At 72.6% G+C, this 14,953-nt stretch carries 8 protein-coding genes; 4 read left to right on the forward strand and 4 right to left on the reverse strand.

Annotated elements, in window-relative coordinates:
• The first annotated feature begins 6 nt into the window (after positions 1 to 6).
• Positions 7 to 1,509, forward strand: a complete 1,503-nt coding sequence (locus D7Y04_RS10165) for a putative metal-binding motif-containing protein (RefSeq protein ID WP_121759075.1) — start codon at positions 7 to 9, stop codon at positions 1,507 to 1,509.
• A 48-nt stretch (positions 1,510 to 1,557) separates the two neighbouring features.
• Here the strand turns inward: D7Y04_RS10165 and D7Y04_RS10170 are convergent, their stop codons facing one another.
• Positions 1,558 to 1,848 carry a hypothetical protein gene (locus tag D7Y04_RS10170; RefSeq protein WP_120577824.1) on the reverse strand — a complete coding sequence of 97 codons (291 nt, stop codon included), beginning with the start codon at positions 1,846 to 1,848 and terminating at the stop codon, positions 1,558 to 1,560.
• A gap of 147 nt (positions 1,849 to 1,995) precedes the next feature.
• On the opposite strand from D7Y04_RS10170, the gene D7Y04_RS10175 reads away from it, so the two are divergent.
• Both D7Y04_RS10175 and D7Y04_RS10180 read left to right on the forward strand, forming a co-directional pair.
• Positions 1,996 to 3,036, forward strand: a complete 1,041-nt coding sequence (locus tag D7Y04_RS10175; RefSeq protein WP_121759076.1) for a hypothetical protein — start codon at positions 1,996 to 1,998, stop codon at positions 3,034 to 3,036.
• 10 nt (positions 3,037 to 3,046) lie between these two features.
• Positions 3,047 to 3,565 (forward strand): GNAT family N-acetyltransferase, encoded by a 519-nt coding sequence (locus D7Y04_RS10180; RefSeq protein WP_121759077.1) that lies wholly within the window; start codon positions 3,047 to 3,049, stop codon positions 3,563 to 3,565.
• Between the two features lie 9 nt (positions 3,566 to 3,574).
• Here D7Y04_RS10180 and D7Y04_RS46505 read toward each other — a convergent pair whose 3' ends face one another.
• Positions 3,575 to 7,504 carry a bifunctional serine/threonine-protein kinase/formylglycine-generating enzyme family protein gene (locus D7Y04_RS46505; RefSeq protein ID WP_121759078.1) on the reverse strand — a complete coding sequence of 1,310 codons (3,930 nt, stop codon included), beginning with the start codon at positions 7,502 to 7,504 and terminating at the stop codon, positions 3,575 to 3,577.
• A 128-nt stretch (positions 7,505 to 7,632) separates the two neighbouring features.
• On the opposite strand from D7Y04_RS46505, the gene D7Y04_RS10190 reads away from it, so the two are divergent.
• The gene (locus tag D7Y04_RS10190; protein ID WP_120597798.1) at positions 7,633 to 8,565 is read left to right on the forward strand and encodes a sigma-70 family RNA polymerase sigma factor; all 933 of its coding nucleotides are present in this window, start codon (positions 7,633 to 7,635) and stop codon (positions 8,563 to 8,565) included.
• A gap of 1 nt (position 8,566) precedes the next feature.
• Here the strand turns inward: D7Y04_RS10190 and D7Y04_RS10195 are convergent, their stop codons facing one another.
• Positions 8,567 to 9,667, reverse strand: coding sequence for an ADYC domain-containing protein (locus D7Y04_RS10195; RefSeq protein WP_121759079.1), 1,101 nt, complete (start codon positions 9,665 to 9,667; stop codon positions 8,567 to 8,569).
• Between the two features lie 66 nt (positions 9,668 to 9,733).
• Positions 9,734 to 14,785, reverse strand: a complete 5,052-nt coding sequence (locus tag D7Y04_RS10200) for a hypothetical protein (RefSeq protein ID WP_233601341.1) — start codon at positions 14,783 to 14,785, stop codon at positions 9,734 to 9,736.
• Between the last annotated feature and the right edge of the window lie 168 nt (positions 14,786 to 14,953).

Consider the following 14,953-nt stretch of genomic DNA (forward strand, 5'->3'; position numbering starts at 1 on the left):
TCGCGAATGAGCCCGTGGGGCAGTGTGTCGTTGGTGGTGGCCCTGCTGCTCGCGGGCTGCGGTTCCTCGTCGACGTCACCGGATGCCGGCACCCAGGTGGATGCCGGCGTCACGGTCGACGCGGGCGTCACGGTCGACGCGGGCGTCACGGACGACGCAGGGACGGTCGACAGCGGCGTGGCGGAAGCCCTGCCCTGCGAGCGGACCCAGGGCGTATGCGCGGGGGCGAAGCGGGCCATGGTGGACGGCGCCTATGAGCCCGTGTGCACGGCGCGCTCCTATGGCGCGGACTACGAGGCGGCGGAGACGCGCTGCGACGGTCTGGACAACGACTGTGACGGCATGACGGATCCGGCCACCTGGGCGGAGGTCGCTCCCCTGGGGACGCCCCCGACCGGAAGCCTCGTGGACAGCCTGCCCGTGGCAGGGGGCTCCCTCGTGGTGTCCGTGGCGGGACAGGACACGGTCCAGATTCGCCGTCTCGATGAATCCCTGGCGCTGCAGGCCACGACGCAGGTGCCCGTGGCGCCCGGCGTTGATCCGGTCACGTCGGTCCGCCTGGTTCGGACCTCGCGCGGACCGGCGCTTGTCTATGTGGGCCGGTACATGAGCCCGTCCGCCGTCTCGCAAGGACGCCTCGTTCAGCTCGACGAGCAGGGCAATCCCGTCGGCCCCCCGGGAGGCGTCGTCATTCTCGAATACCCCCAGTTCCCGGTCCACGCGGGGGTGGCCACGTCCCTGGACGGGCAGCGGCTCGCGGTGGTGTGGAACGTGGTGACGGAGGATTACAGGGAGACGCAGGGGCTGGTCGTGGATGCGGACGGAAAGCGGTTGAGCGGACCCTGGATCCTCTTCAGGACACAGGAACACGTCCTTCTCTCCACTCCGGCCGCGCTGGCGCTCGGGGATGGAGGGTTCCTGGTGATGGTGGTGGAGGACCACGGTCCGGAATCCCAGTCACGCATCCGGCTCTGGCATTACAACTCGGAGCTGGCGGCCATGAGCGCGGAGCGAGCGCTCGACGTGGGGAATTCGCCCACGGCCACGTTGCTGAGCTCGGCTCCGGGGGCAGGCGGCACCCCCGGTGAGCCACTGCTGCTCTATCGTGAGACGTCGGCCCGTCCTCATCAGCTCAAGCAGGTCCGGTCCCTCTTCACCGGAGGCGTTCCGGCAACGCTCGCCACCGCGAGCGAGGGAGACACGCCGTGGTTCGGTGCCACCATGACTTCGCGCGGGCTCCAGATGGCCTGGCTCGCCGTGCACTCTGTGTCGCCTGAGAAGACGGACGATTCTCTCTTCAACTGGGAAGGCCGGTTCTGGGCCCTGGGACCGAACGGCATCGCGGCGGACTGGAGCCCGGGACCTGGCCCCATGCCCCTGCACCGCTTCTCGCAATGGGTGCTGATGCAGGAACTCCCCGGACACTGGATGGGGGCGCTCCTGATGACCGCCACCGACACGCCGGCAGAAACCCATACCCTCCAGTCCGTGCGTTACTGCGCGCCCTGACCCTGGCGGTCCGCGGCGCGCTGGGGTGTGGAAGCCCGCGGAGGGCGGCTATTCGCGGCGGAGGCCGACGTCGTCCTCGGCGTCGGGCTCGGGCGGCTCCAGGCGGGCCTGCCGCTCACTGGCCTCCTGGGAGGCCTCGGCGTCACCTGCGTGCACGCGGGCCGCGGCCTCATCGTCCTGGTCGCCGGTCCACGTGGTGTGGCCTCCCGCGTAGCCCTCCAGGGGACGGGCGCCGCGATGCGACTCCACTGCCAGGTCCTTCTGCTCCTGTTCGCGCAGCCGCTCGCGCTCCTGCTCGCGTTCGTGCTCGTGCTGCTTCTCGAGAATCTTGTCCGCCATCGCGAATCACCTCCTGCCTCCAAGATGGAGGCGGCCCGCGCGGGACGGCAGGGGGAGGCAGGCGTTCGTGCACGGCCGCATGCCTGGCGTGCGGTCGGTTACGCTCCAGCAGCCCGTGTGAGCCGGGCATCTGAAGGAGCGCGGCGCATGAACGCGGGAGTCTCCATCGTCGCCGATGACACCCGGAGCTGGGGACTGGAAACCCCTGGCCCCGGTCTGCTGCTGCACGTCCCCGCCGCGGGCCGCTGGGCGCGGAGGCCCGCCGTGCACCTGGAGGCGGCTCCCGACTACCGCATCCGGTTGCGCGGCGCGGGACAGACGCTGCTCTGGGCCCGCATCGATTCCTACTGGGACCGCGCCGCGTTCCTCCGGGGAACAGCCCCCGTCCCCCATGTCCTGCCGGCCCTGTCCGCGCCCGAGGTCCGGGCCGTGGAGGCCGCGCCAGGCACCGAACCCTGGTGGGAGGCATGGGCGTGGCGGGTGGCGCGTGCGCTCGTGGAGGCCCCTCTGTCGGTGCTTCACTCAGGGTCCTGGTGTCTGCGCCCCGTGCGCGCCATCGCCGCGGAGAAGTCGGAGCGGCATCCCGTCTCCCCCATGGAATGGGGCTTCGGTCAGCCGCCGATGCCGCCGCACTCGCTGTCCGCCGTGACGCGGTTCCTCCACGCCTGGAATGAGGACTGGTGGGACGCGCGGACCGAACACACGCCGGGTGTCGTGCTCGGACTGCGCGCGCCCTCTTCAGCCGAGGATGGACGCGTGAAGAGCTGGCGCAAGCGCGCACGGGACGGGACGTTGCCTCCCGTGCTGCTGCTCTACGTGGACATCCTGGCGAAGTGGCTGGTGCTGGATGGCCATGACCGGCTGCACGCGGCGCTGCTCGAAGGCGTGGAGCCTCAGCTGCTGGGCTTGTGGCCCTTCGTCACCCCGCCGCGTGCCGCGAGCGCCGTCCGCGAGGAGGGCGCCCTGTTCAGCGCGGAGTTCCAGCTGCGCGCGGGCGCGACGCCGGAGACCGTCGACCGCGTCAACCGCATGCTGCTGCTCAACTTCACCCCCGACCCCAGGGGAACCGTCTCGCGCGCCTGGCCGCTCCCGAGAGGGCGGGCTGCCTGGCGCGAGGAGGTCTCCGCCCGGCGCCGAGGTGCGCCGTCCCCGCTTCCGGACGACATCGACTGGGATTGGTTCACGTAAGCTGTCCGGCATGTTTCAGCACTTCGAACGCACGACCACCGACCGGCTGCTGCTCCGCGCTGTTCGCGAAGACGACCTGGACGCGGTCTTCGCCCTCCACTCGGATCCGACGACGAACCGGTTCAGCCTCCGCGGCTACATGCAGACGCTGGACGACGCGCGGCGGATCATGGGCATCTGGCTGGAGGACTGGGCGCGCGACGGCGTGGGGTACTGGCTGGTGGAGCGGCTGGAAGCGCCCGGCGTCGTCGTGGGCCTGAGCGGCGTGCGCCACAAGGAGCTGGAGGGCCAGCGCGTGCTCAACCTGGCCTACCGCTTCACGCCCGAGACCTGGGGCTCCGGGTACGCCACGGAGGTGTCCCGCGTCGCGCTGGCGCTGGCGGCCCGTCACCTGCCGCAGGTTCCCCTGGTGGCCATCATCCACCCGGAGAACACCGCGTCCGTCCGCGTGGCGGAGCGGCTGGGGATGCGCCTGGACCGCCATGTCACCGAGGACGGCATCCCGAACCGCGTGTATGTGATTGGCTGAGCAGCGCTTTCAGCGCGGGTCGAACGAAGCACAGACGCGCACGCCGATGCGGACGTCCCGCGCGGTCGCGTCACCGGGGGACAGGTCGGCGCTCGCCGCGACGAACGAGTCGTAATACCAGGAGCCTCCCCGGAGCACGACGCTGCCGAACTCCGGCGTCACGGAGCGCGTGAGCTCGTAGGCGTTGCCCGCCATGTCCCGCAGGCCGAACGGGCTCACCGACGCGGGATGTGTTCCCACCGCGTCCGGGCCAAAGGCCAACGGCCGCCGGTCATACGTCGCGTCGATGTTGGCGTCGTCGGGCCGGAGCTGGTCGCCGTGCGGATAGCGGCGGCCGTCCGCGCCCCGGGCCGCGTACTCCCATTCGTGCTGGCCGCACAGGCGCGCTCCCGGCAGCCGCTTCGTCCGGTGGAGCCAGTAGAAGTAGCCCTCCAGGTCCTGCGCGGAGACGCCGGACAGCGGCAGCTGCTTCCAGTCGACGCTCGCGTGCCGCGTGCGCTCCGCGTAGAGCAGGGGCTCGCCTTCCTTCGCGGTGCGGAACTCCTCGCGGGTGCGGTGGAAGGTGAAGACCCAGCCGGTGCCCTGTCGCCACCGCAGCGTGATGGTGCCTCCGTCGCCGAAGTGCGGCTGTTCGAGGATCCGCCTCGCGGGCGCGTCCGGCGGCAGGTCTTCCAGGTAGGTCAGCCAGTCTCCGAACGTCACCTCGTCGCGGCCCACCAGATAGCCGCCGGTGAGGCAGTAGCGATGCATGGGCGGGCTGAAGGTGAAGCGGCGCACCACCTCTGGCTCGGCGCTGCCCAGGAGGAAGCAGCCCGGCGGGATGTAGACGTAGCCTTCGGGCACCTGGGTGGGGAGCGTGAGGCGCAACGCTTCACGCTCGCCGTGTCTGAGGAACACCGGGACGTCCATGGGCACCCGTCCTGCTTGCGTGACGTGGAGCAGGTAGGAACCTTCCGGGAGGACGAAGCGCGAGCCTCCGGTGCCCGGAGCGGCTTCGCGGCGGAACGGCCCGTCGCTCCGGAGGACGCGCGTGATGGACACGCGGGCCCCCGGTGGCGTGCTTTCGAACGTCAGCTCCGCGGGCTCGCGGAACCGCCGCAGGGAGGCCTCGCCCTCCTTCGCTGAGTCCACCTCCTGCTCCAGTCGCTGGAGCCACGCGTCGCGCTCGTGGCGCTGGTGGAACGCTTCCGCGAGGAGGACGCGCTCGGCCAGGACCTGCGCGATGAGCCGGCGCGTGTCGAGATGGTGGCGGTCGCGGTCCAGGCCTCGCTCCAGGCTCCGGCTGGCGCGGGTGAAGGCGGCCTCCGCCTGGTCGCGCAGGGCGAGCGTCTCCGTCCAGCGCTTCTCCGCGGCGCTGCGCAGGCCCGTGGCATCCGTCGCGGTCTCCGGGCCCAGCGAGGAGGGCGTCCGGCCGTCGAACATGGCCAGCGACTCCTCGCGGTTCGCGAGCGCCCTCGCTGCGAGGGTGCGGCCCGAGGCCAGCGCTTCCTTCGCGGCGCCCAGCTCCGCGGCGATGAAGCGCGAGTCCTCCAGGTATGCCTGGAGCCGGAGGCCGCCATACGACGCGAGGACGGCGAGCGCGAGCACGAGCACGGTGAGGCCCCGTCCCCAACGCGCTCGGCGCACGGCCCGGTGGGACGCCCGGAGGAAGGCCTGCTCCCGGTTGCCCAGGGTTGCGGGCTCCAGCACGCGCACCTCATCCAATTGGCGCTGACCCCAGAGGGCTTCGCTGGAGCGGCGCAGGCGGTCCCACTCCGCGCTGGCCGCCTCCACGCGCTTGCGCAGCACCCGGTGCCCGATGTCGTCGTCCAGCCAGTCGCGCAGCGTGCCCCAGCTCGCGATGAGCGACTCGTGGGCAATCTCCCAGCGCGGCAGGCCGCTCACCGTGCGCGTGTGCAGCAGCCGGCCTTCGACGAGCACGCGCAGCGCCGCGCGGGACACTTCATCCGAGGCGTCCGCGAGGTCCTCCGCGCCACGCTCGATGCGCGTGCCCTCCGCCGTCACCAGCTGGAGCAACAGCCTCCGCGCCGCCGCATGCTCCGCGGGGCTCATGCGCGCGAGCACTCCGTCCGCATGCCGGGACAGCGCTCCGGCCACGCCACCCATCGCCTCCAGCGCCGAGCGCGTGATGCGGCCCCGGGCGGCGTCGCGGCGCTCCCACAACTCGGCGAGCGCGAACTGGAGCAGCGGGAGGCTGCCCACGCCATGCGCCGTGGAGTCGACGAGCGTCTGCACCAGCTCCGGCGACTCGAAGGCCACGCCTCGCGCACGGGCCGGGCCGATGATGGCCTCGCGCACGCCCTGGGGCGACAGCGGCCGGAGGATGTAGAGCGCCCGCTCCGCCTCTTCCCCCAGGCCCGGGAGCGCGCACAGGCGCGTGAGGAAGTCGCCCCGCACCGCGAGCAGTACGTGCACTCCGGGCGACGGCAGGGCCAGCTCTCCCAGGAGGCGGGCGAAGTGCGCCGCCTGGCCGGGGTCGGCGAGGGTGAGCAGCTCCTCCAACTGGTCGACGAAGAGCAGCAGCCCCCGCCCGCGTCCATGCATCTCGCGCAGCGCCTGTCCCAGCCAGGCCGGCGTGTCCGTGAGGGCGGTGACGAGCTCCGCCTCCCTGTGCCCGAGCACCGGCGCGAGCGCCGCCGCCAGCGCTTCGAGCGGGCGATGGCCGGGCCACAGCGTGACGACGTGCGGCTCGCGTCCGTCGCCCAGGTCTCCTGCCGCCACCCGGGGCAGCACTCCCGCGCGGCACAGCGAGGACTTGCCCGTCCCGGAGTCGCCAGCGACGAGCACCAGCGGCCGCGTGCGCAGGCGCTCCAGCACGGCGCGGATGTCGCCCTCGCGTCCGAAGAAGAGCGCCCGGTGCTCGGCCGCGAACGGCGCGAGCCCTCGATAGGGATTGCCGGCCGCCAGCGGCGCGGGCGCGATGGAGCGCTCCAACTGCTCCAGGGATTCGCTCAGCGCCTCCGCCGAACCGAAGCGCTCCAGCGGATCCACCGCGAGGCAGCGCTGGATGAGGGCGGCGAAGTCGGGATCCACCTCCGTGCCCAGCGCGGCGCGGGGCGGGGTGTCCTCGGGCTTTCGCGAGGCGCGGCGGGGCACCTGGCCCGTGCACAGTTCATGGAGGATGAGGCCCAGCGCATACAGGTCGCTGCGGGCGGACGCCGGGCCTCCGGTGAGCACCTCCGGCGCCAGGTAGGGCAGGGTGCCCACGAGCAGCGGCGAGCCGGACGCCAGCTCCGCGCCCACCTCGACGCGCTCGGCGAGGCCGAAGTCGAGCAGCTTCACTTCGCCCTCACGCGTGACGAGCGCGTTGGAGGGCTTGAGGTCGCGGTGCAGGACGCCCTGGCGGTGCGCCGCCGCGAGCCCCCGCGCCAGGCCCACGCCCAGGGACAGCACCCGGCGCCACGGCACCGGCAGGGGCAGCTCCGCGAGCGTCTCGCCGACGACGTACTCGGAGACGATGTACGGATGGCCGTCCACCGCGCCCACGCTGAACACGCTGACGATGTTCGTGTGTTGCAACCGCGCGAGCGCCCGGGCCTCCGTGGTGAACAGGTCGCGGAAGCGTTCATCCGGCTGCGTCGCCGCCATGAACTTCACCGCCACGCGCCGGTCCAGTGACGTGTCGTGCGCCAGGTAGACGATGCCCATCCCGCCCCGGCCCAGCGGGCGCTCCAGGCGGAACGCATCGAACGACGGCGGCGGCGTCCAGGGCTCCGGCTCCGGCGGAGGCAGCCGGTCCGTCTCCCGCTCGTCCGAGGGCTCCAGGTCCTCCACGGACGAGCGCTGGATGCCGGGCGTGAGCGTGGCCAGCATGCTCCGGCACTCGTTGCACCCCGCGGCGTGGCGGTGCACCTGCGCCAGCGCCTCGTCCGTCAGCTGATCCTCCAGGAGCTGGACCAGGATGTCGTCGGTCAGACAGCTGGAAGGGGGCGCGTTCACGGAGTGGGGACCTTCACGCTAGCCACGTGGCGCGCGGGGTTCAATGACACACGCGGACACGACATCCCGCACCGTGCGGGAGACGCGCGTGGGCGGCGGGTCGGGGCGCGGCATGGTATTGCGTTGCCATGTCCCAGGTGTCCGCACTGGCCACGACCTTCCTCTCGCACACGAAGACGCGCTTCGTGGCCCCCTCGCCGGAAGAGCTCGCGGCACTCGACGCCCTGCTGTCGCGCGCCTGGGAGGACGCGCAGGCCCGCTGGCCGGGCGTTTCGCTCCCCGCCGCGCGCTTCGTGACCCACGTCGCGGAGCGGATCCCCCCGGCGAGCCCCACCGCGCCCGTCGCGCCGCTCGTCTCCGCCCTGTCCCTGCCGGAGTTGTACCTGGCGTGCGCGTGCCTCCAGGGCCACTCCGCGGCGCTGGAGGCCTTCGAACGCCACTACCTGGCCCGGCTGCCGGAGCGGCTGCGGAGCCTCCGCCAACCCGACGCGATGATCGACGAGGTCCGCCAGCGCGTGGGCGTGAAGCTCCTGGTGGCCAACGCGGGCCACGCGCCCGCCATCGCGGACTACACGGGGCGTGGCGGCCTCTTGAGCTGGGTGGTCGTCATCGCCAGCCGCATCACCAACAAGCTGCGTGGGCAGGAGAAGCCTTCTACGGGGGACGACGCGGAGGAGCTGTTCAAGGCGCTGCCCGCGCAGGGCCTGGACCCGGAGCTGGACGTGATGAAGCGCCGCCACCACGCGGCCTTCCGTCAGGCCGTGCGGGAAGCCGCTGCCACGCTGTCGGCCGAGGACCGCCATCTGCTCCGCCTCCACTTCGCCGACCGGCTCTCCACCTATGAGATGGCGCCGCTCTTCCGCGTCAACCAGTCCACCATCTCCCGCTGGCTGAAGCGGGTGCAGCAGCAGGTCTACACGGAGACCCGGCGCCGCCTGCAGGAACAGCTGGGCCTCTCCACGGAGGACTTCCAGAGCTTCATCGCCTTCGTGGACAGCCAGCTGGACCTGACCCTCAGCCAGCTCCTCGACGAGAAGCGCGAGCCCTCGTCGGAAGGCTGAACTACTGCACCCGCGCGGGCTCCGCTTTCGGGGGGCCATAGGAGAGGTTGCGCAGCAGCGCGGCCCCGGGCTTCACGTCGCCTCGGCGAACCGTGCACACCTCTCCGTCGTCGCGTGCGTCCGCCGTGTCCGCCTGGAAGCGGCCGGGGCACTCCTGGAGGATGACGTCCAGCGCGCGGCCGTCGCGGGTGCGGGAGAGGCAGGTGGCGCCGTCGGGTGCCCAGGCCGCTTCGAAGGATCCCTTCGCCGGATCCCACTCCCGTGTGACTTCCGTCGCGCGCTCCAGCACGCCCATCCGGTCGTAGATGTCGATGGTGGTGTCCTGGCGCGTGTGGCTCCGGCCGTTGCCGCAGTAGTCCGCGCGGGCCAGCCGCGTGCACGCCTGATGGAGTCCGGCCAGCGACTTCCCATCCCGGGAGGCCCAGGGCGCGTAGCCCCAGAGGATGCACTTGGAGATGGCGCCGTTCTCACACGCGAAGGTGACCCGGTCCGCCGCGTCGGCGTGGGCGCCGCTCGCGTCCCACACGCCACCCGCCGCCAGCGCCCGAGGCGCGGGAGAGCGGTCCAGCGCGACGCAGGGGTTCTCCCACTCGCGCGCCACGGGGTTCCAAGCCTCGATGCGGTAGAAGACGCGGGTCGGGTCATCCGCCGCGGGCTCCGCGCCGCAGATGGCCACCTCCACGGGCTTGCCGTCACTGGCGGTGCCCTGGAGCACGGTGCCCACCACATCGCTCACCGTCGCCCGGGTCTCCGGTGGGGGGACCGCCCACAGCCGGCCATTTTCGAAGCGCAGGCCCGTCACCCCGTCCTCCGCCTGCCGGGGCGCGTCCAGCGCCACGGAGACGAGCACGCTGGTGCGCTCCTCCGTCGTCTTCTCAGGATCCCAGCCGCGCTTGGTTCCCCACAGCATCGTGCCCTGGGGCCGGGCGATGCGCTGGGCCGTCTGGGATTGGCACCGGCGCGCGTAACGCTCGGCGTCGGTCGGGCCGCTCACGGACCGGGCGGGCCCGGGCTTCGGGGCGGCGGCGGGCGGCGCGGCCTGTCCTTGCGCGGACAGGAGCAGGAACAGGCACACCGGCAGGGTTCGGAAGGGCGCGTTCATCGCTTCCGATGAGACCCCGGGTCATAAATCGATGCACGGAATCCGTCCGCCCCCCGCACGGCGCCGTCAGTCCCAGCCCCGCAGCTGGACACGCACGCGCCGCAGCAGCAGGTCCCACTCCTGGCGCTTCAAGGTTGCCATCACGCGCCCGGTGACGATGGTGAGGCCCGTGAGCGTCATCACCAGGAAGCCGATGCGGTGGTCCCGCAAGCCCGCGTCGAGCAGGTTGGCCACCACGTCCAGGAGCAGGAACAACGTCCCCAGCGCCAGATAGGCGCGGATGCGCAGGGCCATGCCCACGGCCACACCCAGAAGACAGACAGCGCCGAAGACAATCGCATACGTGCCATCCTCGGACTGGCCCATGCTGGCCGTCAGCTTCGCCGCCGCGGGCACATAGAGCAGCAGTCCGCCCAGGATGCGCACCGCGTTGCGCGCCGCGTGCGGGAGGCTGGACGTGAAGAGCTGTCCCATCATCAGGAGCAGCAGCCCGAGCGGCGCCAGGTAGATCTCCAGCCCCTCCAGGCCGAACGCGAGCGCGGCGATGAGCAGCGCCAGGTTGCAGGCCGCCGCGGCGAACGCGCCGAACATCCGACTGCGCTCCACCGCGCCCAGCGCCGCGTACAGCAGGCCGGAGCCTCCGGCGAGCAGGGCGGCGTCGCCCGTCGCGTCGCTGGGGAGGATGAGCGCCACCGCGATGGGCAGGAGCGCCGCGAACCGCCGCGTCGCCTGCTCCACGGGACGCACGCCCGCCCTGCGCGCCAACACCGTCACACCGACGAGGACGAAGCCCAGCGACAGCGCGAAGAGGGCGTCATGTTCGGGGCGGAGGCCCTGCGCGTACAGCCCACGCACCAGCGCGTAGACGCCCACCACCGCCATCTGCACGAAGTAGACATGGCGGCCCGTGTGCTCGCGCCACGCGGCGTGTAGGGACACGCCCACGGCCAGCCCGATGGCCGCCAGCGCCACGGGCAGCACATCCTCGGAGGCCTGGCCTCCCACGGCGACGGCCGCGAGCAGCGCCGCGCTTCCCAGCAGCCACAGGTCGCGGCCCCAGCCCATGCCTCCCGCGACGTCGCTCCGGCGGCGGGCCGTCACGCGTCGAGCGACGTGGAGGGCCAGCGCGCTCCCCGCGGCGGCCAGCGCCAGCGTGGCGCCGGCCTTGGTGAAGAGCTCCAGGTACGTCGGTCTCTCCGGGTCGGGGCTCCACGCGAGGAGCACCATCCCCATCGAGACGACGGCGCCTCCGGCGACCATCGTCCCGAGCCCCGCGATGAACCCGGCGAGCGCCCCGCGCCACTGGAAGCCCGCCACGAGCAGCGTCGCCGCGAGGAGCCCCAGCGTCAGGGGGAGTGCGGCGGAAACCATCCACGTTCCGCCCAGCCCACCGAGCATCCGCCACACGAGGACGGGGACGGCCATCGTCGGGGACGTGTCCCCTGTCACGGCCAGCGCGTACAGCATCGCCACGGTGAAGCAGGGCATCACGGCCAGATGGGCGCGCAGCCGCGTGCGGCCCACGTCGTACCCCCGCCGCTTCGCGAGCCACGGAGCCACGACCACCACCGCGAGCCCCAGCATCGCGAGCGTCGGCCCCGGCCACGTTTCGATGTTCGGCGCCAGATGGGCACGGGCATGCACGAGCAGCAGCAGGCCCACCCCCAGCACGCTGCGCCCCGGCCCGCGCGCACCGCCCACGAAGAGCACGGCCCCGATGGCGAGGACGAGCTGCGCCGAGACCAGGCCGGGCTGGAAGAAGGCCGCCGCCACCACGAGCCCCACGGCCGAGAGGGTCTCCCGGCGCAGGGCCGGGAGGAAGGGCCCCGAGGTGTCATCGGTGCGCAGGGACATCAGCCGGCGGAAGAACGCACGGGCCGCGTCCATCCGGGCCACCGCGACCGCGAACACCGCGTAGACGAGCCCCGCCGCGGCGATGCCGGCGAACGCCTGCTGCCACAGGAGGAACTCGCTGCTGCCCGGAGGCATCCAGGCCGCAGGGTGCAGCCAGTCCAGTGACGGGCTGATGCTGTCCACCGCCGTGGCGCGGATCCACTGCCCGTCGGGAGGCAGCAGAGCCACCAGCGGACTTCCAAGCAGCGACAGTTGCGCGGCCCAGAGCGCGGCGCCGGAAATCCCCAGCAGGAGTCCACAATGCGCCAGGAGCTGCGAGCGGAACGAGGCCGCGAGCAGGACCGTGAGCAGCGCCGGCCCCAGCACCAGGAGCGGCGGCACCAGGCCCAGCGCGCGTGACGGAGCCGACAGGCCCACGACGAGCGAGGACTTCAAGAGCAGCACGGCCAGCACGGCCACGCCCAGGTGCGGCACCGCGTGGTACAGCGGCCCGTGCCTGGGTCTCTCCAGACGCTGGGCCACCCACGGCCCCACGCGCCGCAGGCCCAGCGCCAGGAACCACAGCGCGATGCCGATGAGAGGCAATCTCCAGGCGGACACGTCGGGCGGAAGCGGCCGGCCCGCGCGATTGACCGCCCCGGTGAGCGCGATGAACCCACCGCTCAAGGCGAGCGTCACCACCGAACCCCGCAGCTGGAACGCCACGAAGCCACGCGACACGAACGCCAGGAGCGCGCCCGCCGTGAGCAGTACGCCTGCGAGCAGGGCCACTGGACGCTCGGCGCTGTCCGGCAGGGCGACCCAGTTGACGAGCGTGATGACCGCGAGCACGGCCTGCACGAGCGCCGCGCCCGCGAAGCCATCCGTGAACAGTGGCTGTCCCCGCGCACCGAAAGGCAGGGGGAAGACGTCCAGCAGCCGCCGGCCCTTCACCTTGTCGAGACCCTGGCCGCGAAGCATCGCGAACAGCGCGAAGCCGAAGCCCAGGCCCGCCGCCACGAGCGCGGCCCGTGCCGAAGTGAAGTCGGAGACCGTGCCCAGTCCCTGCGACACCGTGAGAGCGAGCCCCATGGCCGCCAGGAAGCTGACGAGCCGGCTGCCATCGCGCCGGACGCGAAGCAGCAGTACCACCGTGGCCACCGCCGTGGGCACGCAGGCAAGCACCGTCGAGAAAGGCCCCGCGACACCCGCGAGCACGTCCGGCAACACGGGCGCGACCCCCAACGCCCGAGCCACCCCGAGCGCGGCGATGACCAGCGACAGGTCCTCCAGGGGCCGGAACGCGTCACGCAGACTCTGACGATCCAGCCACGCGGACTGCGCGAGCCCAGCCAGGCCATAGAGCACCGCCGCGAGCGCGAAGACGCCCAGGTCCGCCGCGCTGGACGCGAGCCACGGAGTCCCGTCCACGGCCGAGCGCGCCCCGAAGAGCAACGCGACACCGCCCAGGTAGTGGAGACCCCGCCACCGCCACCGCCCCGCGAAGTGGGCCGCGAACGCGATGACCGCTCCCGTGTACGCCTGCGGCCAGGGCGCGCTTGTCCCCTGCATCCATGTCAGCACGGAGAACGCGGGCATCGTCGCCAGCGAGACGAAGACACCCCACGCGAGCATCCGGTTGCGCACGACGGCGGAGAACGTCACGCGCGCCAGGAGAATCAACCCGGCCGCCACCGCCGCGACGCCGAAGCACCACCACGCCGGAACATCAGGCGCCTGCACGCGCGCGACCAACGCCCCCGCGAGCAGCGCCGCCATGACGGCCGGATGCACCAGGGCCCGCCGGCGGAACTCCAACAGGAAGAAGATGAGCGCGGCCAGCACGGGCGCGCAGACGGATGCCGTATCCACCCAGGTGTCCTCGCCCGGGAAGACCGAGAAGGCGCCGAGCGCCCCCGCGAGCGCGCCGCTGGCGACCACCGCGTGCGCCAGCGTCTCGAACACCGGAGCCGCGCGGGGATGCGCCGCCCGGACGGTCTCCGAGGACGCTCCCGCCGCCACCACCGCGCCCATCGCCACCGCCCACAGCACGAGCCCGGCGAACAGGGGCGCTCCCGGCTCCAGCGCATCGAATCCGGAGGGGCCGCTCGCCACGGAGAAGACCGCCAGCCAGAGCGCGCCGTACAGCGCGGCGCCGACCCCTGCGAACGAAACCGTGCCCGCCCGCGCCCGCCACACCGAAGCCCCCAGCGCCACCACGCCCGCGAACGCGCACAGCGTACGCAGCCAGGGAGCGTCGCCCCAACCCATCAGCGGGAGCCCCGCCAGAAGCGACGGGAACAGCGCCACCGCGAAGGACGTGGCGGAAGCCCCGCGCCACAGCCGTCCCGCGGCCCGCAGCGGCAGGAGCGCGATGGCGGCGACACCGAACGCGGCGGGAACGCCCACCGTGGGATTCAGCGCCACCAGGGCCGACAGCGCGATGAACACCACCGGCAGCAAGGCAAGCCCGATGCCCGCGAGCACTCGCCCCGCGGACCGGGAGCGCCGCGCCAGGAACGTGCCCAGCCCGATGAAGGCCGCGTGGTAGCCCAGCAGCGCGCCCGTGACGATGAGCTGCCGGGGCACCCCACCCAGCGCCCGCCACGCCTCGCGGACGCCCATGAGCGAGCCGCCCAGCACGAGCACCGCGCCGAGGAACCACCAGATGTACTCGTTGAGGCGGGGAGGGTTGTCGCCCTCATCGAGCGCGATGACCGCCTCCAGCCCACTGCCTCCCAGTGAGTCCAGGTGCCCCCGGCCGAACAACGCCTGACCCGACCCCAACGCCGAACCCATGTCCTCCTCGCTGGAGGACTCGCCGTCATCCAGCGCCACCACCCGCCGTGCCGCCCGTTCGCGCTCGGCCCGGGCAGCATCCTCACCCAGGTCCTCCACGCGGGAGGACTCTCCGACGTCCTGCACCACCACCCGCCGCCGCGCCGCCTGTTCCCGCTCCGCCCGCGCCGTCTCATCCAGCGAGTTCGCGATCGCGGCCAACCACCCCGGACGCCACCCGCCCGCGCGACGCAGCGAACCGGCCACGTCATCCGCCCAGGCCTCCACGCGCGCCGCGGAGTCGAGCGCCGGTTCCACCGAAACCTCCACGGCCTCCAGCGCGGGCACCTCCGGAACGCTCGCGACCGCTTCAGCAGGCGCCGCGAGCGAGGACTCCAGCCGGTCCGCCGTGGCTGGATCCACCAAGCCGTCGAAGCGCCAGTGCTCGATGCGCCGTCGCATCCGCGCCAGCACGAAGTCATCCAGGTGCCGCCCGGCGGCGGGCACGAGGGCGGCACCGCACTCCGGGCACAGGGGCCCGGAGTCTGGCGCACGCGGTTCCGTACAGGCAGGACAGAGCATGTGCGTCAGCATACCGGACCGCCTCCACTCGGAGTGCCGTCCCTGGAGACACTGTCACTTCAGGGAGCCCGGCCATGGCCTCCACGGCCGGGC

It is taken from the genome of Corallococcus sp. AB038B, from assembly GCF_003668955.1.
Lineage (GTDB): Bacteria > Myxococcota > Myxococcia > Myxococcales > Myxococcaceae > Corallococcus > Corallococcus exiguus.

Coding starts and splice junctions, on each gene's coding strand:
- D7Y04_RS10195 (WP_121759079.1), bottom strand. CDS start 9,667: ATGAACGCGCCCTTCCGAACCCTGCCGGTGTGCCTGTTCCTGCTCCTG.
- D7Y04_RS10180 (WP_121759077.1), top strand. CDS start 3,047: ATGTTTCAGCACTTCGAACGCACGACCACCGACCGGCTGCTGCTCCGC.
- D7Y04_RS10175 (WP_121759076.1), top strand. CDS start 1,996: ATGAACGCGGGAGTCTCCATCGTCGCCGATGACACCCGGAGCTGGGGA.
- D7Y04_RS10170 (WP_120577824.1), bottom strand. CDS start 1,848: ATGGCGGACAAGATTCTCGAGAAGCAGCACGAGCACGAACGCGAGCAG.
- D7Y04_RS10165 (WP_121759075.1), top strand. CDS start 7: ATGAGCCCGTGGGGCAGTGTGTCGTTGGTGGTGGCCCTGCTGCTCGCG.
- D7Y04_RS10190 (WP_120597798.1), top strand. CDS start 7,633: ATGTCCCAGGTGTCCGCACTGGCCACGACCTTCCTCTCGCACACGAAG.